Source organism: Sphingomonas sp. Sph1(2015) (assembly GCF_001970915.1).
Lineage (GTDB): Bacteria > Pseudomonadota > Alphaproteobacteria > Sphingomonadales > Sphingomonadaceae > Sphingomonas > Sphingomonas parapaucimobilis.
Genome location: NZ_MQUI01000010.1, coordinates 61,492 through 85,581 on the forward strand (window position 1 = coordinate 61,492; position 24,090 = coordinate 85,581).

The window sequence follows — 24,090 nt, forward strand, 5'->3', positions numbered from 1 at the left end:
CCGATCCTAGAATGCCTGGCAGGCCCGCTTCCCCATGGGGAGGCGGGCCTTTTTCTTTGCGGGCGGCCCAACCTCAAGCCCCAACCTCCGTTCAGCCTGAGCGAAGTCGAAGGCCAAGGGAATCCATTCGCCCCATGGGTGTTTGGAGAGGTCCCGGCGTGGCCTTCGACTTCGCTCAGGCGGAACGGAGGGTGGGATTTAAGGGGCGGTTTACCCGCGCCCCGCCTGGATCAGGATCGAGTCGGACGGCAACAGCCGGTCCATGAAGGGCAGCATCGCCGCGCCGATCGCGGGGGCGTCCTGCGCGCTGCGGGCGGGGCGGATAGCGGGGCGGGCGGGCAGCTCGACCCCGGCCAGTGCCTCGCTCAACCCCGCCGACAGCCGTTCGAGCAGCCAGCCGGGCAGGCGTCCGCCGATCAGGATGGCATGGGGGTCGAACAGGGTCGTCACCGCGACGATGGGTTGGAGCAGCGCGGCGATCGAATCCTCGATCCACTGGTCGATGACCGCGCACAGCATCGGGTCGTCGCCGTCACCCAAAGTCTCGGGCGAATCGAGCGTATAGCCCGCCGCCTTCAACCGCACCTCCAGTCCGGCCAGCGACACCGTATCCTGCACGATCGCACCGGGCCGTCCCGCCGTGGGGTCGGGGATCAGCCCGATCTCGCCCGAACGGCGATGCGCGCCGCGATGATAGGTCCGGTCGATGACCAGCCCGCCGCCAAGGCCCGCGGTGATGAGCAGGTAGAAGAAGCTGGGGCAGGCGAAGTCATGGTCGTGCTGCGCCTCGCCCAGGGCAGCGGCGGCGGCGTCGTTGTCGCGGTACATCGGCCAGGGCAGCAGCGGCGCGAGCAGCGCGGCCGTGTCGACCCCGTTCCAGGCGTCATAACCGCGCGTCTGGTTGGGCAGCGAGCGGTCGACGCCGTCCGGCATCGCCACCCCGACGCCCAGCACGCGCGTCCGGTCGACCTGACCCTCGGCCAATGCGGGTTCCAGCGTGTCGCCGATAAAGGCCAGGACGTCGTCCGGCGTCGCAAAGGCGATCTCTCGCGAGGCCCGCGCCCGTACCGTGCCGCACAGGTCGAGGATCGCGATGGCCAGATGGTCGCGGTCGATGGTCAGGCCGATGCCGAATGCGCCGTCGGGGCACAGCTCGATCTTGAGCGCAGGCTGGCCGCGCCCGCGATGCAGCCGCCCGGCGGTGCGGATCAGCCCCATCTCGATCAGTCGCCCGGTGATGTTGGCGATGGTCGGCGGGGTCAGCCCGGTCTGGTTGGCGATGGCGATCCGCGTCGTCTCGCGGTGTAGACGGATGACCTGCAGCACGGTGCGCAGGTTGTAATCGCCCGCCCGCTCCAGATTGGTGCCCGACAGACCGCGCGACAGACGCGAGTCGCGCGAATGCGCCTCGATGGCAGGCCCCCGCTCCGGCGGATTGGGCTGCGACGATCGCGTCATTCTGGTGTCGTCTCCCATGGTGGAGCGAACCCGGATCGCCCGTCTTTGCCACAGGATCAGCGCGACGGCCGGGTCAGGTCAAGACCTATTGTCAGACCTGACCATACCGCCCCGGCACATTGGTCCTATTTTCATGGACTTATGCCGGAGTGATGGGGCGAATCAGGCCGGGGTCAGCTTGATGAGCCTTCCCTGGGAATCGCCGCCATCCTCCAGCACATAAATGGCGCCGTCCGGCCCCTGCTCGACCTCGCGGATGCGCGCGCCCATGTCCCACTGGTCGCCCTTGGCGGCGCTGGTGCCGTTCAGGTCGACGCGGATCAGCGCCTTGCTCGACAACCCGCCGATAAAGGCGTCGCCGCGCCATTGCGGGAAGAGCGAGCCCGAATAGATCATCAGACCGCCCGGCGAGATCACCGGGTTCCACCAGACCTTGGGCGCTTCATAGCCGTCGCCGGGGCGGTGGTCGGGAATGTCGCTGCCGTCGTAATTCGATCCGTTGGACGCGTTGGGCCAGCCATAATTGCGCCCCGGCAGGATCAGGTTCAGCTCGTCGCCGCCCTTGGGACCCATTTCCTGCTGCCACAAATTGCCCGCGCCATCGAAGGCGATGCCCAGCAGGTTGCGATGGCCATAGGACCAGACCGCCGGACCGAAGCCTTGCGCGGCCAGCGGATTGCCGGCGGCGGGTTTGCCGTCCGGGGTCAGGCGCAGCACCTTGCCCAAAGTCGCCTTGGGATCCTGTGCGGGCGTGAATTTCTGACGGTCGCCCGCGGTGAAGAACAGATACTGGCCGTCGGGCGAGAAGGCGATGCGGCCCGAATAATGGCCGTCGCCGGTCACGGCGGGACTGGCGGCCCATAGCGTCTCGATACCCGTCAGCTGCGCCGTGCCGTTCGATTCCTGAAAGCGCCCGCGCGCCAGCACGACATGCTTGCCGCCGTCCGCTGCAGCCGAATAGCTGAAATAGACGCGACCCGACTGGGCGAAATCGGGGGCGAGGACCACGTCCATGAGGCCGCCCTGGCCCGCCGAATCGACCGCGATCCGCGCGATCGTCTGCCGGGACTGGCCGTCCGCGCCGACCAGCAGCATCCGCCCGTCCTTCTCGGTCACCAGCATCCGCCGGTCGGGCAGGAAGGTCATCGCCCAGGGCGCGTCGAAATCGGCGATGACGGTGCGGCCGAAGGGCTGGCCGTCGACCACGGTCGCGGGCGGGGTCGCCGTGGCGGACGGGGAGGGCGAGGGCGTCCCGCCCGGCGTGACCGTCACCGGGGGCGTGCTGCCCGTCTCGTCGGGGCCGGGTCCATTGCCCGAACAGGCGATCAGCGCCACCGGCAAGGCGGCAAGCAACGGCAATTTCATCTTCTACTCTCCCGGTAAGGCCCCTGACCGGCCCTGTGGGCCGACAACGCCTTGGCATGGATGCTTGTTTCGTCGGCGGTTCCTGTGTATAGACTGACGCATTCTCTTACATCGTCGGGTGAAAGAGGCTGCGGGACGGGTTCCGCGGCACCGATCCGGCACATCTGGAGCTTTCATGGCGGACATCGCCCTTCTGACGCAACTCATCGAACCCGAGGCCAAGGCGCTCGGCTTCGAGCTCGTGCGCGTGAAGATGTATGGCGGCACGTCGGACCCCACGCTCCAGGTGATGGCCGAGCGTCCCGACACGCGCCAGCTGAACATCGACGACTGCGCCGACCTGTCGCGCCGTATCTCCGACGTGATGGACGCGCTGGAGGAGCAGGGCCGCGATCCGATCGACCATGCGTACCGGCTGGAGGTCTCCTCGCCCGGTATCGACCGCCCGCTGACCCGGCTGAAGGATTTCGCCGACTGGGCGGGGCATGAGGCGCGGATCACGCTCGCCGAGAAGCTGAACGGCCGCAAGCAGTTCAAGGGCGATCTCGCCGGGGTCGAGGGCGAGGCTGTCGTCATCGTCGATGGGGAGGAGGTTCGCCACGAACTGCCCTTCACCGCGATCGAAGATGCCAAGCTCGTCATGACCGACCGGCTGATCGCCGCGACGGTGCCGCTGTCCGTCGAGGGCGCGGAAGAGGTTTATTATCAGGATGCGCCCGAACAGGACGGCGCCACCACGGAAGGACGGCACTGATGGCTACCGCCATTTCCGCCAACAAGGCGGAACTGATCGCGATCGCGAATGCGGTCGCCTCGGAAAAGATGATCGACAAGGGCATCGTCATCGAGGCGATGGAGGACGCGATCCAGCGTGCCGCCCGTGCCCGCTATGGTGCCGAGAACGACATCCGTGCGAAGCTCGACCCCAATTCGGGCGACCTGCGTCTGTGGCGCGTCGTCGAGGTGGTCGAGCAGGTCGACGATTATTACAAGCAGATCGACATCAAGGGTGCCGAGAAGCTGCAAAAGGGTGCCGCGATCGGCGACTTCATCGTCGACCCGCTGCCCCCGATCGAATTCGGCCGCATCGCCGCACAGGCGGCCAAGCAGGTCATCTTCCAGAAGGTCCGCGACGCCGAGCGCGACCGTCAGTTCGATGAGTTCAAGGACCGCCAGGGCGAGATCATCACCGGCGTCGTCAAGCGCGTCGAGTTCGGCCACATCGTCGTCGATCTGGGCCGCGCCGAGGGCGTGATCCGTCGCGACCAGCAGATTCCGCGCGAAGTCGTCCGCGTGAACGACCGCATCCGCTCGCTGATCCTGAACGTGCGCCGCGAGAATCGCGGTCCGCAGATCTTCCTGTCCCGCGCGCACCCGGACTTCATGAAGAAGCTGTTCGCGCAGGAAGTGCCCGAAATCTATGACGGCATCATCGAGATCAAGGCTGCCGCGCGCGATCCGGGCAGCCGCGCCAAGATCGGCGTCATCAGCCACGACTCGAGCATCGACCCCGTCGGCGCCTGCGTCGGCATGAAGGGCAGCCGCGTTCAGGCCGTCGTGCAGGAAATGCAGGGCGAAAAGATCGACATCATCCCCTGGTCGCCCGACACCGCCACCTTCGTGGTGAACGCGCTCCAGCCCGCGAACGTCAGCCGCGTCGTGATCGACGAGGAAGAGGACCGGATCGAAGTCGTCGTCCCCGACGACCAGCTGTCCCTCGCCATCGGTCGTCGCGGCCAGAATGTCCGTCTGGCCAGCCAGCTGACCGCCAAGGCGATCGACATCCTGACCGAGGCCGACGCGTCGGAGAAACGCCAGAAGGAGTTCGTCGCGAATTCCGAACTGTTCCAGAACGAGCTCGACGTGGACGAGACGCTGGCCCAGCTGCTGGTCGCCGAAGGCTTCGGCGCGCTGGAAGAGGTCGCCTATGTCGAGCTCGACGAGCTCGCCGCGATCGAGGGCTTCGACGAGGACCTGGCGCAGGAGCTGCAGAGCCGTGCGCAGGAAGCGCTGGACCGCCGCGAACAGGCCGCCCGCGACGAGCGTCGCGCGCTGGGCGTCGACGATGCGCTGGCCGAGATGCCGTATCTGACCGAGGCGATGCTGGTCACGCTGGGCAAGGCGGGCGTCAAGACGCTCGACGATCTTGCCGATCTCGCGACCGACGAACTGGTCGAGAAGAAGCGCGCCGAGCCGCGTCGCCGCGGCGACGATGCCCCGCGTGCGGCCCCCAAGGGCGGCATCCTGGCCGAATATGGCCTAAGCGACGAGCAGGGCAACGAGATCATCATGGCCGCCCGTGCGCACTGGTTCACCGATGAGGAAGAACCCGCTGCCGACACGGCCGAGGCGCAGGCGGAGGGTGAGGAAGCCTGATGCCGTTCGTCTCGATCCGTCTGGCGGGCACCGCCTCCAAGCAGCAAAAGGCCGAGATCGTCGCCGACGTGACTCGTTCGCTGGTGGAGCGGCTGGGCAAGAACCCGGCCGCCGTCCAGATCGTGATCGAGGAGGTTTCGACCGAGAACTATGGTGCGGGCGGTCAGCTGATCGCCGACCGTGATGCGCCTGCCTCTAACCCCCCGGGAGACGCGCATGCGGAACCGGGACAATGAGCGCGCCGGCGTAAATAGCGCTCCGGCCAAGAAGGGCCGGAGTCCCAGGGAATCGGCGAAGGCCGCCCGCGATTCGATCGACGGGCCGGTCCGCCGCTGCATCCTGTCGGGCGAGCATGACGCGCGTCCGCATTTGATCCGTCTGGCGCTCGCGCCCGACGGGCGGGTGCTGCCCGATGTCCGCGCGAAGGCGCCGGGCCGGGGTGGCTGGATCGGCGTGACTCGCGGCGAGCTGGAAACGGCCATCGCCAAGGGCAAGTTGAAGGGGGCGCTGGCGCGCGCGTTCAAGACGGGCGAGTTCAGTATTCCCGACGATCTGCCCGACCTGATCGCATCCGCTTTGGAGCGGAACGCGCTCGACCGGCTGGGACTCGAGTCGCGCTCGGGCATGCTGCTGACCGGATCGGACAAGATCGCGACGGCGGCGCGCTCGGGGCAGTTGCACGCGCTCTATCATGCGTCCGATGCGGGCGACGATGGGTGCCGCAAGCTGGCGCAGGCGTGGCGCGTGGGATCGGACCGCGAAGGTTCCGATCTCAAGGGGTTGGCACTGCCCGCCACACGCCCCATATTGTCAATGGCGTTGGGCCGCGAAAATGTGGTACACATCGGCCTGACAGATCGTAACGCGGCAAAGCGGGTGAGCGAAGCGCTCGACCGCTGGCTGCATTTTATCGGACCCGACCCTGTGGCAACGCCTTGCGAAACGGCCTCGCAAGGCGCATCGGCGTCCGACATTACCGGTGACCGAACGGCCGTGACCGTACACGAGGATTTTGAGTGAGCGAGACCGACAACGACAAGCCGAAACTCGGAATGCGCCAGCCTTTGGGGCTGAAGCGCACGGTCGAGACCGGCAAGGTGAAGCAGAGCTTCAGCCACGGCCGGTCCAACACCGTGATCGTCGAGACGAAGCGCCGTCGCGTCCTTGGCCCGCAGGGTGGAGCGCCCGAGGCGGCCGCCCCCGCGCTGACTCCGGCCCCGGCTCCGGCCGCCCCCGTGGCGACCGCGCCGGTCGCCCCGCCGCGCCCCGTTCCGTCGAACGAGACGGCGCAGGAGCGTCAGGCCCGTCTGCTGCGTGAGGCCGAGGAACAGCGCCTCACCATGCAGGAAGAGATTCGTCGCCGCGAGGACGCCGAGCGTCAGCAGCGCGCCGAAGACGAGCGTGCCCGTGCCGAGGAGCGTGCGCGTGCCGCCGCCGAGGCGGCCGCTGCCCCGCCGCCCGCGCCGGAACCGGCTCCCGAGCCCCAGCCTGCCGCTGAGCCTGAACCGGCCCCCGCGCCGGTCGCCGAAGCGCCCGTTCAGGCCCCCGTTCAGGCCCCAGCGCAGGTCGAGGAACCTGCCGCGCCGACCATCTCGGTCCAGCCGCGCATGTTCCGTCCGGTCGAGCGTCCGGTGATCCCGGCGCCCGAACCCAAGGTGGAAGCACCCAAGGTCGAGGCCCCCGCTCCGACCCCGGCCCCCGCGCCGACGCCCGCGCCCGCTCCGGTCGCGGCGAAGCCTGCGCCTGCTCCGGCCCCCGCGCCGGTGGTGCCGACGCCGCCGATCCTGGGTCGCGATCCCTCGATGCCCGCGCCGCGCCGCTTCTCGCCGGTGCAGCGTCCGGAAATCCCGAAGCCGGTGCCCAAGCCCGCGCCTGCGCCCGCCGCAGCGGCAGCGCCTGCCGCCAGCGCGCCCGGCAACACCACCGCCTCCGCTCCGTCGGGCGGTGCGCCGCGTTCGATGCCCTCGGGCCAGCCGACGCCGCGCAACGCGCCTCCGGGCCGTCCGCAGCAGCGCGACCGCAAGGGTGACGAGCGTCGCGGCGGCAAGCTGACCGTCACGCGTGCCCTGAACGAGGACGGCGCCCGCGCCCGCTCGCTCGCGGCGCTCAAGCGTGCCCGTGAAAAGGAAAAGCGTGGCTTTGGCGGTCCGCGCGAGCCGCAGGTCAAGCAGGTCCGCGACGTGCAGGTGCCCGAGGCGATCACCGTCCAGGAACTGGCCAATCGTATGGCCGAAAAGGGCGCGGATCTGGTCAAGGCGCTGTTCAAGATGGGCATGCCCGTCACGATGACGCAGACCATCGACCAGGATACGGCCGAGCTGCTGGTGACCGAATTCGGCCACAACATCGTCCGCGTCTCCGACAGCGACATCGACCTGGCGCTCGACACCACCGAGGATGCGGCGGAATCGCTGCGCCCACGCCCGCCGGTCGTGACGATCATGGGCCATGTCGACCACGGCAAGACCTCGCTGCTCGACGCGCTGCGCGGCACCGATGTGGTGCGCGGCGAGGCCGGTGGCATCACCCAGCATATCGGCGCCTATCAGGTCACGCTGAAGGACAAGTCGAAGGTCACCTTCCTCGACACGCCGGGCCACGAGGCCTTCACCCAGATGCGCGCCCGCGGTGCCGACGTCACGGATATCGTGGTGCTGGTGGTCGCGGCCGATGATGGGCTGATGCCGCAGACGATCGAGGCGATCAACCACACCAAGGCGGCGGGCAAGCCGATGATCGTGGCGATCAACAAGATCGACAAGCACGACGCCAATGCCCAGCGTGTCCGCGAGCGTCTGCTCGAACATGACGTGCAGGTCGAGGACATGGGTGGTGAGACCCAGGACGTCGAAGTGTCGGCGCTCAAGAAGATCGGTCTGGATACGCTGATCGAGAAGATCCAGCTTCAGGCCGAACTGCTCGAACTGACCGCCAACCCCGACCGGCCTGCCGAGGGCAGCGTGGTCGAGGCCAAGCTGGACAAGGGCCGTGGTCCGGTCGCGACCGTGCTGGTCACCCGCGGCACGCTGAAGGTCGGCGACGTGTTCGTGGTCGGCGCTGAAAGCGGCAAGGTCCGTGCGCTGGTCGACGACAAGGGCCGTCAGGTGAAGGAAGCGGGTCCGGCGATGCCGGTCGAGGTCCTCGGCCTGTCGGGCGTGCCCCAGGCGGGCGACCTGTTGCAGGTCGTCGAGAACGAGGCGCGCGCCCGTGAAGTTGCCGAATACCGCCAGAGCGTGGTGCTCCAAAAGCGCACGACCTCGGCCCCGGCCAGCCTGGAGTCGATGTTCTCGGCGCTGAAGGCGAACCAGGCCAAGGAATATCCGCTGGTCGTGAAGGCGGATACGCAGGGCACGGTCGAGGCGATCGTGGCGTCGATCACCAAGATCCAGTCGGATCTGATCAAGGCGCGCATCCTGCACTCGGGCGTCGGTGGTATCACCGAGTCGGACGTAACGCTGGCGGCCGCCTCCGGTGCGCCGATCATCGGCTTCAACGTCCGTGCCAACGCCAAGGCGCGCGAGATCGCCGAGCGGAACAAGGTGGCGCTCAAATATTATGACGTCATCTATGACCTGATCGACGAGATCCGCGCGGGCATGGCCGGTGAGCTGGGTCCCGAGGCGTTCGAAACGGTCGTCGGCCGCGCCGAAATCCGCGAGGTCTTCTCGGCGGGCAAGATCGGCAAGGCCGCCGGTCTGCTGGTCACCGAGGGTGTCATCCGCAAGGCGCTCAAGGCGCGCATCACGCGCAACGACGTCATCATCTACCAGGGCGAGATCAACTCGCTCCGCCGGTTCAAGGACGATGTCGCCGAAGTTCGCGCCGGTCTGGAATGCGGTGTGACGTTCACGCAGAACTTCACCGACATCAAGGCGGGCGACTATCTCGAAACCTTCGAGGTCGAACTGCGCGAGCGTTCGCTCTGATGATAGCGGGGCGGCGGGAGGGATCCTGCCGCTCCCGCTTCATGCCGGAATGAATCGCGGTCGCCTGTCCGGCGGCCGCGATTTTCGTTTGAGAAGAAACAGACCATGGTCCAGTCCAAAAACCCCGCCGAACCCTCGGTCCGCCTGCTGCGCGTCGGCGAGCAGGTCCGCCACATCCTGTCCGAAATCCTCGCGCGCGGCGACGTGCATGACGAGACGCTGGCCAAGCACATGGTCAGCGTGACCGAAGTGCGCATGTCGCCCGACCTGCGCCATGCGACCGTCTTCGTGAAGCCGCTGCTCGGCAAGGACGAGGAGGTGGTGATCAAGGCGCTGCGCACCAACACCGCCTATCTCCAGCGCGAGGTCGCGCACCGGGTGAAGATGAAATATGCCGCCAAGCTGAAGTTCCTGGCGGACGAGAGCTTCGACGAGGGCAGCCATATCGATTCGCTGCTCCGCTCGCCCAAGGTGTCGCAGGATCTGGAGGAGGGGGAGTCGTCCGAGGACTGACACCCGCCCTCCGTTCAGCCTGAGCGAAGTCGAAGGCCACGCTGGGACCGTCGTAAATCGGGTTCGCGCGAAGTCGCGAAGCCGCGAAGGTTTTGATTCGCGCAGAGGCGCGGAGGGCGCAGAGAAGAAGAGCCCTCACCCAATAGGGCAGGCCACCCCGGCGAAGGCCGGGGTCCAGTAGCAAAGCATTGATGGCGCGCCGCGCCAAGGCGGGGGAGGCAAATGCCTCGGGCCATCGCGTATCCATCGCAACTGGACCCGGGCCTTCGGGGCGGCGCGGTCGGGGGGCGTTTATGGAAGGATGACATGGGTTTGATGCGAGTGAGCCCCTCCCCTTCAGGGGAGGGGTTGGGGTGGGGCCTCTCCAACGAGAACCCGCTTGCGGAAGCGCCCCACCCCCATCCCCTCCCCTGAAGGGGAGGGGGGAGTCGATCTCACTTCATCCCGATCTACCGAATCCCCCTCTGCGTCCGCTGCGCCTCTGCGCGAACCCGAAAAAAGGGGATGCCCTTGGCCTTCGGCTCGAGTCTATTCTGAGCGGCTGGTTTGCCAGCCAGCCGAAGGGCTCAGGCCAAACGGGGCGAGAATAGGGGGGGCTCACCCCCCGACCGGCACCAAGTCCGCGTCGATCGCGATCGTCACCTGTCGCCCGACGATCAGCGGATAGGCCGTCATCCCGAAATCGCGCCGGTCGATTCGCGTCGTCGCCGCGATATGCACCGGCTCGCGGCCCGTCATCGCGGCGAAGTCGCGCGAGAAGTCGACCGCCAGCGCCGCCGGGCGGGTCACGCCCCGGGCGGAGATCGTGCCCGCCACCGTCGCGCTGTGCGGCCCGGTGCGCGTCATGCCGGTCGCGTGGAAGGTCACGCGCGGATAATGGTCGACATCGAAAAAGTCCGGCCCGCGCAACCGCGACCGGGTGAGCGCGTCGCCCGCCTCCAGCGTCTGCGTGTCGATCCGTACGTCCAGCGTCACCGCCTTCGCATCGCGGTCTGACAATGCGACATGGCCCTCGCTATGGGGAAAGCGCGCGGTCTTGCTGCCCAGGCCGAAAAAGCCGACCTTGGCCTGCACGCGGGCATGGGCGGGATCGATCGTATAGCCGATCGCGCCGGTGCCGCTGGCGGAAGCCATGCTGGCCAGCGCCGCGACCGCAACCATCGCGAGATTACCGATTCTCAACCCTTCCACCTCATGCTCGAAAAGGCCGTCCCCTTCCGATAAGGGGCCGCCATGGCCAAGCTCTATTTTTACTATGCCAGCATGAATGCGGGAAAATCGACCATGCTGTTGCAGGCCGATTTCAACTATCGCGAGCGGGGGATGAACACGATGCTGTTCACTGCCGCGATCGACGACCGCTTCGCCTATGGCACCATCGCCTCGCGCATCGGCCTGTCGCAACCCGCGACGCCGTTCCAGGCGACGACCGATCTGGAGGCCTGCGCCCTAGACCAGCATGGCCGCACGCCGCTGGCCTGTATCCTGGTCGACGAGGCGCAGTTCCTGACGCCCGAGCAGGTCGACCAGCTGGCGCGGCTGGCCGACCGGCATCGCATTCCGGTGCTGTGTTACGGCCTGCGCACGGACTTCAAGGGACAGTTGTTCCCCGGTTCGGCGCGGCTGCTGGCGCTGGCCGATGCGCTGAGCGAGATCAAGTCGGTGTGCGTTTGCGGAGCCAAGGCGACGATGAACCTGCGCGTCGACGGACAGGGCAAGGCGATCGCCGAGGGTGCGCAGACCGAGATCGGCGGCAATGACCGCTATGTCGCGCTGTGCCGCCGCCATTTCGGCGAGGCGCTGGCGGGGGAGCCGGTGCTTGAGGCGGAGGCAAAGCCCGACTAACGCTGCCCGATGCATGGATGGATCATTCTCGACAAGCCGCTGGGGCTGGGCTCGACGCAAGGGGTGAGCGCGGTCAAGCGGTGCTTGCGCCAGGGCGGCTATGGCAAGGGTATCAAGGTCGGCCATGGCGGCACGCTCGATCCGCTGGCGACCGGCGTGCTGCCGATCGCGGTGGGCGAGGCGACCAAGCTGGCCGGGCGGATGCTCGACAGCGACAAGGTGTATGACTTCACCATCCGGTTCGGGGCGCAGACCTCGACGCTGGATGCCGAGGGCGAGGTGGTCGCGACCAGCGACGTGCGCCCGACTCGCACTGCGCTGGAGGCGGTGCTGCCGCGCTTCACCGGGCCGATCGACCAGGTGCCGCCCGCCTATTCCGCGCTGAAAGTCGATGGCGAGCGCGCCTATGACCTGGCGCGGGCGGGGGAAGAGGTGGTGCTGGCGAGCAGAGCTGTGACGATTTACGCGCTCATATCCTCCCCGGAACGGGGAGGGGGACCGTTCGCGCCAGCGAATGGTGGAGGGGGGGAGCCACTGGGCGAGTCCCTCGCGGACGCCCCCCTCCACCATCCTTCGGATGGTCCCCCTCCCCGTGCCGGGGAGGATTGGCTGGAGGAGATCACCCTCACCGCGCATGTCTCGAAGGGCACCTATATCCGCAGCCTCGCCCGCGACATCGCGCTCGCGCTGGGCACGGTCGGCCATGTCACCATGCTCCGCCGCATCAAGGCGGGGCCGTTCACCCTGGCCCCGGCGATATCGCTGGACAAATTGAACGAAATGGGGCAGGCGCGCACCCTTGAACAGATACTCCTGCCGCTGAGGGCGGGGCTGGACGACATCCCGGCTCTTGCTCTCGACCCCGACCAGGCAGGGGCGCTCCGTCAGGGGCGTGTGCTGGCCGGGATTGCCGTGGACGATGGCCAATATTTCGCGATGCTGGGGGATATCCCGGTGGCGCTGGTGGAGGCACTGGACGAACAGGTCCGGGTCGTTCGGGGTTTCAACCTCGATTAAGAAAGGATCACGATGTCGATCACCGCTGAACGCCGCCAGGAAATCATCAAGGATCATGCCCGCGCCGAGGGTGACACGGGTTCGCCCGAAGTCCAGGTCGCGATCCTGACCCAGCGTATTCAGAACCTGACCGAGCACTTCAAGACCCACGCGAAGGACAACCACTCGCGTCGCGGCCTGCTGATGCTGGTCAACAAGCGCCGCTCGCTGCTCGACTATCTGCGTCACAAGGATGGCGACCGCTATCTGGCGCTGATCGCCAAGCTCGGCCTGCGCAAGTAAGCCATCGGCGAGAGCCATGAAAAAGGGCATCCCTCACGGGGTGCCCTTTTTTTATCATCTGGTGTATAGAGCACCCGGCCGACCGGATGGCGCATAGGCGCATCCCCAAAGCCTTTATGTCATGAAACCCGTCGAACGCGGCGGGTAGGATCGGAGGATCGGCAATTCGGCCGAACTCCAGAGCCAATCTTGGCTCAACCCATAGGCCCCGGCGGGATAGGCCCGTCGGAGTGAAGGAAATTCCATGTTCAATACCAAGAAAGTGGCCATCGAGTGGGGCGGCAAGACGCTGACCCTCGAAACCGGCAAGGTGGCCCGTCAGGCCGACGGCGCGGTAATCGCGACGCTGGGCGAGACGGTGGTGCTGTGCGCCGTGACGGCCGCGAAGAATGTGAAGGAAGGGCAGGATTTCTTCCCGCTCACCGTTCACTATCAGGAGAAGTTCTCGTCGGCGGGCCGTATCCCCGGCGGTTTCTTCAAGCGCGAGCGCGGTGCGACCGAGCGTGAGACGCTGATCAGCCGCCTGATCGATCGTCCGATCCGCCCGCTGTTCCCCGAAGGTTTCTACAACGAGATCAACTGCATCTGCCAGGTGCTCTCCTATGACGGCGAGAATGAGCCCGACATTCTGGCGCTGGTCGCCGCGTCGGCCGCGCTCACCATCTCGGGCGTGCCCTTCATGGGGCCGATCGGCGCGGCGCGCGTCGGTTATGTCGATGGTGAGTATCAGCTGAACCCGACCGACGCCGAGGCGCTGGCCGGGGACCTGGACCTGGTCGTCGCCGCCACCCACGACGCGGTGATGATGGTCGAGTCGGAAGCCAAGGAGCTGTCCGAGGAAGTGATGCTGGGCGCCGTCATGTACGCGCACAAGGCATCGCAGCAGATCATCGACGCGATCATCGACCTGGCCGAGCAGGCCGCCAAGGACCCGTGGGAGCTGAAGGTCGGCGACGACCAGAAGGCGGTCAAGGCCGAGCTGAAGAAGCTGGTCGGCAAGGACATCACCGCCGCCTACAAGTTGACCGACAAGCAGGCGCGCCAGACCGCGCTGGGCGAGGCCCGCGCCAAGGCGAAGGCCGCCATGGCCGACCGCGCGCCGCAGGAGCAGCTCGTCGCCGCCAAGCTGGTCAAGAAGCTGGAAGCCGAGATCGTCCGCACCGCGATCCTGAAGGACGGCCGCCGCATCGACGGTCGCTCGACCACGCAGATCCGTCCGATCGAGGCGGAGGTCCACTTCCTGCCGCGTTCGCACGGTTCGGCGCTGTTCACGCGCGGCGAGACCCAGACGATCGCGACCACGACGCTGGGCACCCGCGATGCGGAGCAGATGATCGACGGTCTGAACGGCCTGTCGTACCAGCACTTCATGCTGCACTATAACTTCCCGCCCTATTCGGTCGGCGAAGTGGGTCGCTTCGGCGCGCCGGGCCGTCGCGAGATCGGCCATGGCAAGCTGGCATGGCGTGCGCTGCACCCGGTGCTGCCGACCAAGGAGGAATTCCCCTACACGATCCGCGTGACCAGCGACATCACCGAGTCGAACGGCTCGTCGTCGATGGCCACCGTCTGCGGCGGCTCGCTGTCGCTGATGGATGCGGGCGTTCCGCTGAAGCGTCCGGTCTCGGGCATCGCCATGGGCCTGATCCTTGAGGGCAAGGACTTCGCGGTCCTGTCCGACATCCTGGGTGACGAGGATCACCTGGGCGACATGGACTTCAAGGTGGCGGGCACCTCCGAGGGCATCACCTCGCTCCAGATGGACATCAAGATCGCCGGTATCACCGAGGAGATCATGAAGGTCGCGCTGGCGCAGGCCAAGGAAGGCCGTGCGCACATCCTGGGCGAGATGAACAAGGCGCTGGGCGAGACCCGCACCGAGCTGTCGGCCCATGCCCCGCGCATCGAGACGATGACGATCGACAAGTCGAAGATCCGCGACGTGATCGGCACCGGCGGCAAGGTGATCCGCGAGATCGTCGCCACCACCGGCGCCAAGGTCGACATCGACGACGAGGGCGTCATCAAGATCAGCTCGTCGGACGGTTCGCAGATCGAAGCCGCGATGAACTGGATCAAGGGCATCGTCGAAGAGGCCGAGGTCGGCAAGATCTACAACGGCAAGGTCGTCAACCTGGTCGATTTCGGTGCGTTCGTGAACTTCATGGGCGGCAAGGACGGTCTGGTCCACGTCTCGGAGATCAAGAACGAGCGCGTCGAGAAGGTCTCGGACGTCCTGAGCGAAGGCCAGGAAGTCAAGGTCAAGGTCCTCGAGATCGACCCGCGCGGCAAGGTTCGCCTGTCGATGCGCGTCGTCGACCAGGAAACCGGCGAAGAGCTGGAGGACAACCGTCCGGCCCGCGAACCGCGTGAACCGCGCGGCGACCGTGGCCCGCGCGAAGGCGGCCGTGGTCCGCGTCGTGACGGCGGCGATCGTGGCGGCGAGCGCGGTGGTGATCGTGGTGGCGAAGGCCGCAGTGGTCCGCGTCGCGACCGTGGCGACCGTCCCCGTCGCGAGGGTGGCGAGCAGGGCGGTTCGCCCGAATTCGCCGCCCCGGCCTTCCTGACCGGCGATCGCGACTGATCCTTTGCCATGAGGCAGGAAAAGGGCTCGGGGGAAACCCCGGGCCTTTTTTCGTGGGGGATTGCCCCTCCACCACCCGGCTGTGCCGGGCGGTCCCCCTCCCCATCAAAGATGTGGAGGATTTTATGTCACCCTATTCCTCCCCAAGCTATGCTTGGGGAGGGGAACCATGCGAAGCATGGTGGAGGGGCATCTGCCGACCCTCACCGCGAATGCGCGTCCATCCAGCGGGCAATCGCATCCACCACCTGATCCTCGATCCCGTAATAGCCATGCGGGCTCAGCGACCCACAGGCCTTGTCCGAGCGAGTCACCCCGCCCGACACCGTCAGCACCTTTACCGTCGGGCTGTGAGTCATCGCGGCGGCGATACGCGGCGCATCGGCGGGCGGGGCGACATCGCAGGCATCGTCGCGATTGGCGACGACCAGCGCGGGCACCGTCACCCGTGCCGGATCGGCGTCGAACACCGTCTCATGACTGCCGCCCAGAACCGACACCGACTCGGTCAGCACGACGCCCGCGACGCTCCCCGGCACGGCATGGGCCGCGCCATTCATCGCCGCGATGGACCCCTGGCTGGTGCCGAGCAGAAAGACCGGCCCCGGCCCCTCACGATGCGCAAGCGCCACCAGATCGCCGATGACCCGCGCATAGCCCGGCGAGCTCCGGCGCCCCCGCATATTGTCGCCGCCCAGCGCATCGGGGATCAGGACGCCATAACCCCTGGCATTCCAGAGGCTGCGGGTTCGCACGACGAAATTGTCGCCATGCGCGGTCGCGCCGTCACGGCCGATCCCGACATCGCCCGCGCCGCCGGGCAGCATCACGATCATGCCCCGCGCGTCGGCCGGGACGGACAGCAGCACACGCTGCACCGCGCCGTTCGGTCGGGGCAGGTCGAGGATGCGGGTGGTGACGGATGCGAGCGGCACAGGGGCCTGCGCCGACAGGGGCAGGGGGTAAGCCGCCGATCCCGCCAGAACCAAACCGATCATCCACCACTTCGCCATCGCTCTGTCCCCTGCCGTTTGGGGGGCAGGACCATGCGCGGCCCGGCTTAACGCAGGCTGAGGACTTCGCCGTTCAATGGTCAGGCCGGGTCCTTGGCGCCCTCATGCGCGCTATAGCCCAGCCGCGCATGGCCCTGCACCGGCCCGGCGACATCGGCGACGAGGTAGAGCGGCCGCCGCTTCGACTCGATATAGAGCCGCCCCAGATATTCGCCGATCATGCCCAGCACGAACATCTGCACCGCGCCCAGGATGACGGTGACCAGCATAGTCGAGGTCCAGCCCTGCACCGCCGAGCCCGTCAGCCAGCCGATCGCGATATAGACCAGCAGCAACAGCGAGGCAGCGGTCAGCGCCAGGCCGATATGGCTGGCCCAGCGCAAGGGGGCGGTGGAGAAGCCCGTCACCGCGTCGAAGGCGAGCGCGATCATCTTGCCCAGCGGATAATGGGTTTCGCCCGCATGACGCTCGGCCCGGTCATAGGGGAAGGGGACTTGGCGGAAACCGACCCAGGCGACCATGCCGCGAATGAAGCGCGCCTGTTCGGGCAGCGATTGCAGCGCGTCGAGCGCACGGCGGCTCATCAGCCGGAAATCGCCGGTGTCGAGCGGGATTGGGGTGTCGGTCAGCCGGTCGAGCATCCGGTAGAAAATCGCCGCCGTCGCTTTCTTGAACAGCGTTTCCCCGGCCCGCTTGCGACGCACGGCATAGACCACGTCCGCCCCCTGCGCCGCCATGGTCGCGCGCATATCGGTCAGGAGTTCGGGCGGGTCCTGAAGATCGGCGTCGATGATCAGGATCTGCTCGCCTGCGCACAGGTCGAGCCCTGCGGTAAGCGCCAACTGGTGGCCATGGTTGCGCGACAGGTTGATCGCGACCAGATGCGGATCGGCGTCGGCCAGCCGCTGCATCACCGGCCAGCTATCGTCCTTCGAGCCGTCGTTGACGAGGACGATCTCATAATCCTCACCCACCGCCGCACGCGCCGCGCCCGAAATGCGCGCGTGCAGCACGTCCAGACAGGCGGCTTCGTTATAGCAGGGGACGACGACGGACAGGGCAGGGCGCTTCATGACGCCGCCGGTTTAGCGGCGTCGAAGCCGTCCGTCACCCATTCACGACCAGCTTGACCAAACGACCCGGCACCAGCGCTTGTTCCGGGTCCAGACCGTTGAGCGTGATGAAGCGTTCGCGCTTGTAATCGGGAAAGGCCATGCGCGCCGACAGGCTGTCGATCGTGTCCCCCGCCTTCACCGTGACGATGCTGACCCTCTTGCCGCGAATGGCATTGGCCTCGGCGGTCGAGAGCGGCGCGACCGAGGCGAGCAGCGGCTGGAACGGCCCGATGCCCGAGCCTGCGGGCGTGACCAGCGTGAAGGTGTAGGTCGCCGAGGGGAAACGGTATGCGACCACCGTGGCATCGACGGCGCGGTTGTTGGCGGCGGCGCGGGTGGTGACCCAGGCATAGGGGATGCCGTTGGCCGTGCCGTTCTGAAGCTGGCCCGAGGGGGTGCCGGTGCCGAGCTGTCCGAAGCGCTGGGTGATCGCCTGGCCCAGGTCGCTGCCTTGCGCCAGCCGCATCTCGGCCTGTCCGCCCTGGCCGACCACCGTCACCGCGTCGCTGCCATTGGCGATGGCATAGCCGCCGGGCGCGGTGAATTTCATCTTGAGGCCAGGATGGCGGAAGGTCTGGCCGTCGACGATGCCCTCCCTGGGATCGTCGCCATAGGGCAGGCCGTCCAGCATCCGCAGGAACGCGGTGTCCTGCGGCGGGGTGGTTTCCGGGCGGCCGGTCTGCTTGGCGAGCGCGGCGGCGCGGCGCACGCGGTCGGCGCTGTTCGGGTGGGTCGAGGCCCAGGTGGGGATGGCGTTGGCGTCCTTGCCCGCCGTGCGCGCGGCGAGGTTGCTCGATGCGGCCAGCGAGGCGAGCATGTCGGCCGAGGCGTAAGGGTCGTATCCGGCCGCCGTCATGTAACGGATGCCGAGGCCGTCGGCCTGATATTCCTGATCGCGGCCATATTTCAGCGTGTAGAGCTGCGCACCGGTGCCGACCAGCTGGGTCGCGATATTGCTGCCGGTCAGCAGGCCCGCCCCCGCCGCCAGGATCGAGCCGATGGTCGAGCGGGTGTTGCGGCTTTGCGAGTGGCGCGCGGCGACATGGCCGACCTCATGCCCCAGCACCGAGGCGAGTTCCGCCTCCGAGTTCATCAGCGCGAGCAGTTGGCGCGTGACATAGATATAGCCGCCGGGGATGGCGAAGGCATTCTCGACCGGCGAGTTGAGCGTGGTGACGGTGAAGTCCCCTTGCGCGTTCGACAGGCCCGACTGGACCGCGACCCGCTTGCCCACCCGCTCGACGAACGCGGCCTGCGGGCCGGTATAGCGACCGCCATATTGCTTGACGAGTTCGGGGTTGGCCTGCGCCCCTTGCGCCTTGTCCGAGGCGGAGATGGAGCGCGTGGTCTGCGCCGCGACGGGGGCGGCGACGAGCGCGAGCATGGCGGCGGCGGTGACGAAACGCATCGGTGAGGAACTCCCTGTTCGCGCTTTTCAAAGCGCGTGGCGGGCGCGGGTTCCAGCTTTTTGTTACGGGGGCGTCATTCTGGTGTCAGGATCGTCCCCAACAGCGTGGCGTACCCCGGCGAAGGCCGGGGTCCAGTTTCTTCTCGGTTTGTGATGCGCGAAACGATGCGGGGGAGGCACCTGCCTTGCGCCATCGATCCGTCATCGCAACTGGCCCCGGCCTTCGCCGGGGAACAGGCAGAATTGGTTCGTGCGGAGCGCGGAGATTGTTAGGGTTCTGCGCAGATTCAGGCGCTTCTATTGGTCTTCGTTTCATAATTTCCTCCCCTTCCAGGGGAGGAAAGGCGGGCCTTCCGCGCCGCGCCTCTGCGCGAGCTAAACCCGCTCCACCAGGCTCACCACATCCGCCGCGCGCAACGCGGCGATCAGGCGCATCAGGTGTTGCAGGTCGTGTACCTCGACATCGATCAGGTTGGTGTGGAAGCGTGTGTCGCGCGTATCCAGCCGGACGTTGATGATGTTGGCCTTATGCTGGCCGATGATCGTCGCCAGGATGCCCAGCGCGCCCGGCTCGTTCTTGACCATGACCGAGATACGCGCGGTCGCGCCCTCGCTGTCGTCGCCCCAGGACACGTCGACCCAGTCGGTTTCCTCGTCGGTCCGGTCGGCGAGTTCGGCGAGCACCGGGCACTGGATCGCATGGACCTCGATCCCCGCATCGGGGCGGCGGAGACCCACGATGCGGTCGCCCGGCACCGGGTGACAGCATTGCGCCAGGTCATAGGCGACGCCCGGCGTCAGCCCCTTGATCGAAATGGCGCTCGACTGCGGCGGCAGGGCGACGACGTCCGCGCCTGCGGAGCCCGGCATCAGCGCTTCCATCACGGCGGCGTCGGACACGGTGCGCCGGGCGATCGCGATCATCAGATGCGCCTCGTCGGGCATCTTCAACCGTTGCAGCGCATGGGTCAGCGCATCCGGCCCGATCTGCGCGGGCAGGCGGCGGACGATGTCCTCGTACAGCTTGGTGCCGAGCGTCACCTGCTCGTCACGCTCGGCATGGCGCAGGTGGCGGCGGATCGCGGCCAGCGCCTTGCCGGTGATCGCCAGGTTCAGCCAGTTGGCCTGCGGGGTCTGTCCGGCCGATCGCAGGATCTGCACCTGATCGCCGTTCAAGATGACGGTCGACAGCGGCACGACTCGGCCATTGAGCTTCGCCCCCACCGCCTGGTCGCCCAGATCGGTGTGGACGGCATAGGCGAAGTCGATCGGCGTCGCGCCCTTGGGCAGCTGGATCAGCTCGCCCTTGGGGGTGAAGGCGAAGATGCGATCCTGGTACATCGCCATCTTCGTATGCTCGATCAGCTCTTCGGGGCTGTCCGAGGTGTCGAGGATCTCGACCAGGTCGCGAATCCAGCTGACCTGCGCGTCGTGGCGTGTCGCCTGCTTGTAGGTCCAGTGCGCGGCCAGGCCAAAATCGGCCTCGGCATGCATTTCGGGGGTGCGAATCTGAATCTCGATGCGCGCATTGTCGGCATGGATGACGGACGTGTGCAGCGAGCGGTATCCGTTGCGCTTGGGCGTCGAGATATAATCCTTGAACCGCCCCGGCACCATCGGCCAGCGGCGATGGATCAGCCCCAGCGCGCGGTAGCAATCCTCTTCCGTGGGCACGATCGCGCGGAACGCCATGACGTCGGACAGCTGCTCGAAGCTGATGTGCCGCTCGTTCATCTTGCGGAAGATCGAGAAAGCCGACTTCTCGCGCCCCGTCACGTCCGCCTCGACGCCGCCGCGTGACATCAGCAGCTTGAGGCCCGAGGCGATCTTGGCAATCCGGTCGCCGCCGCCCTCCTTCATCTGCGCGAGGCGCAGCGTGATCGACTCATAGGCTTCGGGTTCGAGCTGCTGGAAGGAGAGCATCTGCATCTCCTTCATGAACTCGTACATGCCGATCCGCTCGGCGAGCGGGGCGTAGATGTCCATCGTCTCCTTCGCGATGCGGCGGCGCTTTTCCGGCTTCGCGATGTGATGGAGGGTGCGCATGTTGTGGAGACGATCGGCCAGCTTCACCAGCAGGACGCGGATATCGTCCGACATGGCGAGCAGGAATTTGCGCAGATTCTCGGCGGCGCGCTCGCTTTCGGTCTGCGCCTCGATCTTGGACAGCTTGGTGACGCCATCGACCAGCCGCGCGACATTGGGACCGAACAGCCGCTCGATCTCGTCATAGGTGGCGACGGTATCCTCGATCGTGTCGTGCAGGATCGCGGTCGCGATCGTCTCGTCATCCAGATGCAGGTCGGTCAGGATGCCTGCGACCTCGATCGGATGGCTGAAATAGGGATCACCCGAGGCACGCTTCTGGCTGCCATGCGCCTTCATCGAGAAGACATAGGCGCGGTTCAGCAGCGCCTCGTCGGCCTGGGGGTCATAGTCGAGCACGCGGTCGACGAGTTCATACTGGCGGAGCACGATATCAGATTTGCGTGGTAGGGATGGGCATTGCAACATTTTTGATGCGATCAGGGTGATCGGATGGGTTTGTTTCCTTTTTATGCCCCTCCCATCTTCTTAGCCCCTCTCCCGGCAGGGGGAGGGGTTGGGGAGGGGCAAGGGCCACAGGGGCTGGTCTCGGTGAGACCCCGTGCCCTCCCCCATCCCCTCCCGTTTACGGGAGGGGAGCGGCAAGACGTCAGGGTTTCCCATACTGAACCTCCGTTCCGCCTGAGCGAAGTCGAAGGCCACGGGAATCCCTCACCTCACGCCGCCATCGCCTCCGCCGCCAGCGCCTCGGCCTCGATCAACAGGTCATCATCCGCACTGCCGGTCGAAACCTTCTCGCGCCCGATCAGCACCAGCACCGGCACCGCCAACGGGCTCACCCGCTCCAGATCGACGTGCAGCATCGTCCCCCCCGCCCGGTCGAGCAGGTTCGCCAAGCGGCCCACATCGGTCATCCGCGCTCGCGCATCGTCCCATGCCGCCTGGAGCAGCAGGTGGCCGGGCTCGTATTTGCGCAGCACGTCGTAGATAAGGTCGGTCGAGAAGGTCACCTGACGCCCGGTCTTGCGCTTGCCGGGATGCTGGCGCTCGACCAGCCCGCCGATCACCGCGACTTCCCGAAACGCGCGTTTCAGAAGATGCGATTGCTGCACCCAGTCGACGAACTCGTTTTCGAGGATGTCGGGGGAGAACAGGCTGGCCGGGTCCGTCACCTTCTCCAGCCCATAACAGGCCAGCGCATAGTCGCTGGCGACGAAGCCCAGCGGCTTCAACCCCTGCGCCTCCATCCGCCGGGTGATGAGCATCCCCAGCGACTGGTGCGCATTCCACCCCTCGAAGCTGTAGGCGACCATGTAATGCCGCCCCTCGCGCGGGAAGGTCTCGACCAGCAACTGGCCGGGGCGGGGCAGGACCGAGCGGCGGTCCTGCATCTCCAGCCAGTCGTGAACATCGGGGGGAAAGCGATCCCATTCGCGCCGGTCGGCGAGGAATTCGCGCACCCGGTCGGCGAGGCTGGTCGAGAGCGGCATCCGGCTGCCGCCATAGGTCGGGATGCGCGCGGGGCGGGAGGTGGCGCGAACGATCAGGTCCTCGCCGTCGATCGACTCCACCTCCAGGCTCAACCCGGCGAAGAAGAAGGTGTCTCCCGGCGCCAGCGTCGCGGCGAAACCTTCCTCCACCCGGCCGAGTTGGCGGCCGTTGCGAAAGCGGACCTTCAGCATGGTCGCCTCGACGATGATCCCGGCGTTCAGGCGATGCTGCGCAACGAATTGCGGATGGGTGACCCGCCATAGGCCGTCCGGTTGCCGGACCAGCCGCTTGAACTTGTCATAGGCGCGCAAGGCATATCCGCCGTCCGCGATGAAGTTCAGCACCCGGTCGAACGTTTCGTCGGGCAAGGCCGAATAGGGCATGGCCGAGCGGATTTCGTCGAGCAGCGCGCCCTGCTCGAACGGGGCGGCGCAGGCGCAGGCCATGACATGCTGCGCCAGCACGTCGAGCGCCCCCTGGCGGAAGATATCGGGGTCCAGCTCGCCCGCCTCCACCGCGTCGAGCGCGGCGCGCGCCTCCAGATATTCGAAGCGGTTGCCGGGGACCAGGATGGCGCGGCTCGATTCGTCCAGCCGGTGATTGGCGCGGCCGATGCGTTGCAACAGGCGCGACGACCCCTTGGGCGCGCCCATCTGGATCACGCAATCGACATCGCCCCAGTCGACGCCCAGGTCGAGGCTGGCGGTCGCGACCAGCGCGCGGAGTTGCCCGTCCGCCATCGCGCCCTCGACCTTCTGCCGCGCCTCCAGCGAGAGCGAGCCGTGATGGACGCCGATCGGCAGGCTCTTGTCGTTCGCCTTCCACAAATCCTGGAAGATCAGTTCGGCCAGACTGCGCGTGTTGCAGAAGACGATGGTGGTCCGGTTCGCCTCGATCACCCGCATCACCTGCGCGGCGGCATAGCGGCCGGAATGGCCCGCCCAGGGGACACGGTCCTCGGGCAGCAGGATCGATATGTCCGGCGGCGCACCCGGCTCGCCGGTGACGAGGCCTACCGCGTCGATATCGCCATCGGGCGCGAGCCAAGCGCGATAGCCGTCCGGGTCCGCCACCGTCGCCGACAGCGCGACACGGCGCAGATCGGGGGACAGGCGCTGCAACCGTGCCATGCACAGGGACAGCAGGTCACCGCGCTTGCCGGTGGCGAATGCATGGACTTCGTCCACGACGATGGTCTTCAGTCCGGCGAACAGGGCCGCGGCATCGGGATAGCTGAGCAACAGCGACAGCGATTCCGGCGTGGTCAGCAATATCTGCGGCGGCTTGACCCGTTGCCGCGCCTTCTTGTCCGACGAAGTGTCGCCGGTCCGCGTCTCGACTCGTATATCGAGGCCCATTTCCTCGATCGGCGTGACGAGGTTGCGGCGGATATCGACCGCCAGCGCCTTCAAGGGCGACACGTAAAGGGTGTGCAGCCCCTCGGTCGGTGCTTCGATCAGCTCGGTCAGGGTGGGGAGGAACCCCGCCAGCGTCTTGCCCGCGCCGGTCGTCGCGACCAGCAGCGCGTGACGTCCGGCGCGGGCTTCCTCCAGCATCGCCAGCTGATGGGTGCGCGGGGACCAGCCCTTGGCGGCGAACCAGTCGGTCAGGGCGGGGGGAAGGGAACCGGGGGGCATCCCGAAGGATATAG

The 24,090-nt window shown here is 67.0% G+C and carries 18 protein-coding genes; 10 read left to right on the plus strand and 8 right to left on the minus strand.

Annotated elements, in window-relative coordinates; translation table 11 throughout:
• Positions 1–210 precede the first annotated feature (210 nt).
• Positions 211–1,458: an ROK family transcriptional regulator gene (locus BSZ14_RS06355; protein ID WP_076710285.1), complete on the minus strand. Its 1,248-nt coding sequence runs from the start codon at positions 1,456–1,458 to the stop codon at positions 211–213.
• A gap of 162 nt (positions 1,459–1,620) precedes the next feature.
• Entirely contained in the window at positions 1,621–2,823 is a 1,203-nt protein-coding gene (locus BSZ14_RS06360) for a PQQ-dependent sugar dehydrogenase (RefSeq protein ID WP_076710286.1), read from the minus strand.
• Positions 2,824–2,998: 175 nt separating this feature from the next.
• Here BSZ14_RS06360 and rimP point away from each other — a divergent pair, with 175 nt between their 5' ends.
• From rimP to rbfA, 6 genes are all read left to right on the plus strand, one after another.
• Positions 2,999–3,577 (plus strand): ribosome maturation protein RimP, encoded by a 579-nt coding sequence (gene rimP, locus BSZ14_RS06365; protein ID WP_076710287.1) that lies wholly within the window; start codon positions 2,999–3,001, stop codon positions 3,575–3,577.
• The gene (nusA, locus tag BSZ14_RS06370; protein ID WP_076710288.1) at positions 3,577–5,199 is read left to right on the plus strand and encodes a transcription termination factor NusA; all 1,623 of its coding nucleotides are present in this window, start codon (positions 3,577–3,579) and stop codon (positions 5,197–5,199) included. Before rimP ends, nusA begins: the two co-directional genes overlap by 1 nt.
• Positions 5,199–5,435 carry a tautomerase family protein gene (locus BSZ14_RS06375; protein ID WP_076710289.1) on the plus strand — a complete coding sequence of 79 codons (237 nt, stop codon included), beginning with the start codon at positions 5,199–5,201 and terminating at the stop codon, positions 5,433–5,435. The genes nusA and BSZ14_RS06375 overlap by 1 nt, the downstream gene beginning before the upstream one ends.
• Complete coding sequence (locus tag BSZ14_RS06380) at positions 5,416–6,219, plus strand: DUF448 domain-containing protein (RefSeq protein ID WP_445190534.1); 804 nt, start codon at positions 5,416–5,418, stop codon at positions 6,217–6,219. The genes BSZ14_RS06375 and BSZ14_RS06380 overlap by 20 nt, the downstream gene beginning before the upstream one ends.
• Positions 6,216–9,125 carry a translation initiation factor IF-2 gene (infB, locus tag BSZ14_RS06385; protein ID WP_076710290.1) on the plus strand — a complete coding sequence of 970 codons (2,910 nt, stop codon included), beginning with the start codon at positions 6,216–6,218 and terminating at the stop codon, positions 9,123–9,125. The genes BSZ14_RS06380 and infB overlap by 4 nt, the downstream gene beginning before the upstream one ends.
• A gap of 105 nt (positions 9,126–9,230) precedes the next feature.
• A complete protein-coding gene (rbfA, locus tag BSZ14_RS06390; protein ID WP_076710291.1) occupies positions 9,231–9,638 on the plus strand; it encodes a 30S ribosome-binding factor RbfA in 408 nt (135 codons plus the stop codon).
• A 597-nt stretch (positions 9,639–10,235) separates the two neighbouring features.
• Here rbfA and BSZ14_RS06395 read toward each other — a convergent pair.
• Complete coding sequence (locus BSZ14_RS06395) at positions 10,236–10,820, minus strand: YceI family protein (protein WP_139330349.1); 585 nt, start codon at positions 10,818–10,820, stop codon at positions 10,236–10,238.
• 51 nt (positions 10,821–10,871) lie between these two features.
• Here BSZ14_RS06395 and BSZ14_RS06400 point away from each other — a divergent pair, with 51 nt between their 5' ends.
• The 4 genes from BSZ14_RS06400 to pnp all read left to right on the plus strand — a co-directional run bounded on the left by BSZ14_RS06400 (position 10,872) and on the right by pnp (position 15,366).
• The gene (locus BSZ14_RS06400) at positions 10,872–11,483 is read left to right on the plus strand and encodes a thymidine kinase (protein WP_042487470.1); all 612 of its coding nucleotides are present in this window, start codon (positions 10,872–10,874) and stop codon (positions 11,481–11,483) included.
• A gap of 9 nt (positions 11,484–11,492) precedes the next feature.
• Positions 11,493–12,500 carry a tRNA pseudouridine(55) synthase TruB gene (gene truB, locus BSZ14_RS06405; RefSeq protein ID WP_076710293.1) on the plus strand — a complete coding sequence of 336 codons (1,008 nt, stop codon included), beginning with the start codon at positions 11,493–11,495 and terminating at the stop codon, positions 12,498–12,500.
• Between the two features lie 12 nt (positions 12,501–12,512).
• Complete coding sequence (rpsO, locus tag BSZ14_RS06410; RefSeq protein ID WP_007406197.1) at positions 12,513–12,782, plus strand: 30S ribosomal protein S15; 270 nt, start codon at positions 12,513–12,515, stop codon at positions 12,780–12,782.
• 244 nt (positions 12,783–13,026) lie between these two features.
• On the plus strand, positions 13,027–15,366 hold the full coding sequence (pnp, locus tag BSZ14_RS06415; RefSeq protein WP_076710294.1) for a polyribonucleotide nucleotidyltransferase: 2,340 nt from the start codon (positions 13,027–13,029) through the stop codon (positions 15,364–15,366).
• 203 nt (positions 15,367–15,569) lie between these two features.
• On the opposite strand, the gene BSZ14_RS06420 is transcribed toward pnp, so the two are convergent.
• The 5 genes from BSZ14_RS06420 to BSZ14_RS06440 form a co-directional block, all read right to left on the minus strand.
• The gene (locus BSZ14_RS06420) at positions 15,570–16,379 is read right to left on the minus strand and encodes an alpha/beta hydrolase (protein WP_206744330.1); all 810 of its coding nucleotides are present in this window, start codon (positions 16,377–16,379) and stop codon (positions 15,570–15,572) included.
• A gap of 80 nt (positions 16,380–16,459) precedes the next feature.
• On the minus strand, positions 16,460–17,452 hold the full coding sequence (locus BSZ14_RS06425; RefSeq protein WP_076710295.1) for a glycosyltransferase family 2 protein: 993 nt from the start codon (positions 17,450–17,452) through the stop codon (positions 16,460–16,462).
• Between the two features lie 34 nt (positions 17,453–17,486).
• Positions 17,487–18,902 (minus strand): M48 family metalloprotease, encoded by a 1,416-nt coding sequence (locus tag BSZ14_RS06430; RefSeq protein ID WP_076710296.1) that lies wholly within the window; start codon positions 18,900–18,902, stop codon positions 17,487–17,489.
• Positions 18,903–19,277: 375 nt separating this feature from the next.
• Positions 19,278–21,377 carry a RelA/SpoT family protein gene (locus tag BSZ14_RS06435; RefSeq protein ID WP_076710297.1) on the minus strand — a complete coding sequence of 700 codons (2,100 nt, stop codon included), beginning with the start codon at positions 21,375–21,377 and terminating at the stop codon, positions 19,278–19,280.
• A 287-nt stretch (positions 21,378–21,664) separates the two neighbouring features.
• Complete coding sequence (locus tag BSZ14_RS06440) at positions 21,665–24,076, minus strand: ligase-associated DNA damage response DEXH box helicase (RefSeq protein ID WP_198930463.1); 2,412 nt, start codon at positions 24,074–24,076, stop codon at positions 21,665–21,667.
• Between the last annotated feature and the right edge of the window lie 14 nt (positions 24,077–24,090).

Coding starts and splice junctions, on each gene's coding strand:
- nusA (WP_076710288.1), top strand. CDS start 3,577: ATGGCTACCGCCATTTCCGCCAACAAGGCGGAACTGATCGCGATCGCG.
- BSZ14_RS06430 (WP_076710296.1), bottom strand. CDS start 18,902: ATGCGTTTCGTCACCGCCGCCGCCATGCTCGCGCTCGTCGCCGCCCCC.
- rbfA (WP_076710291.1), top strand. CDS start 9,231: ATGGTCCAGTCCAAAAACCCCGCCGAACCCTCGGTCCGCCTGCTGCGC.
- BSZ14_RS06440 (WP_198930463.1), bottom strand. CDS start 24,076: ATGCCCCCCGGTTCCCTTCCCCCCGCCCTGACCGACTGGTTCGCCGCC.
- rimP (WP_076710287.1), top strand. CDS start 2,999: ATGGCGGACATCGCCCTTCTGACGCAACTCATCGAACCCGAGGCCAAG.
- BSZ14_RS06400 (WP_042487470.1), top strand. CDS start 10,872: ATGGCCAAGCTCTATTTTTACTATGCCAGCATGAATGCGGGAAAATCG.
- BSZ14_RS06380 (WP_445190534.1), top strand. CDS start 5,416: ATGCGGAACCGGGACAATGAGCGCGCCGGCGTAAATAGCGCTCCGGCC.
- BSZ14_RS06425 (WP_076710295.1), bottom strand. CDS start 17,452: ATGAAGCGCCCTGCCCTGTCCGTCGTCGTCCCCTGCTATAACGAAGCC.
- BSZ14_RS06420 (WP_206744330.1), bottom strand. CDS start 16,379: ATGGCGAAGTGGTGGATGATCGGTTTGGTTCTGGCGGGATCGGCGGCT.
- BSZ14_RS06375 (WP_076710289.1), top strand. CDS start 5,199: ATGCCGTTCGTCTCGATCCGTCTGGCGGGCACCGCCTCCAAGCAGCAA.
- BSZ14_RS06355 (WP_076710285.1), bottom strand. CDS start 1,458: ATGACGCGATCGTCGCAGCCCAATCCGCCGGAGCGGGGGCCTGCCATC.
- pnp (WP_076710294.1), top strand. CDS start 13,027: ATGTTCAATACCAAGAAAGTGGCCATCGAGTGGGGCGGCAAGACGCTG.
- rpsO (WP_007406197.1), top strand. CDS start 12,513: ATGTCGATCACCGCTGAACGCCGCCAGGAAATCATCAAGGATCATGCC.
- BSZ14_RS06360 (WP_076710286.1), bottom strand. CDS start 2,823: ATGAAATTGCCGTTGCTTGCCGCCTTGCCGGTGGCGCTGATCGCCTGT.
- truB (WP_076710293.1), top strand. CDS start 11,493: ATGCATGGATGGATCATTCTCGACAAGCCGCTGGGGCTGGGCTCGACG.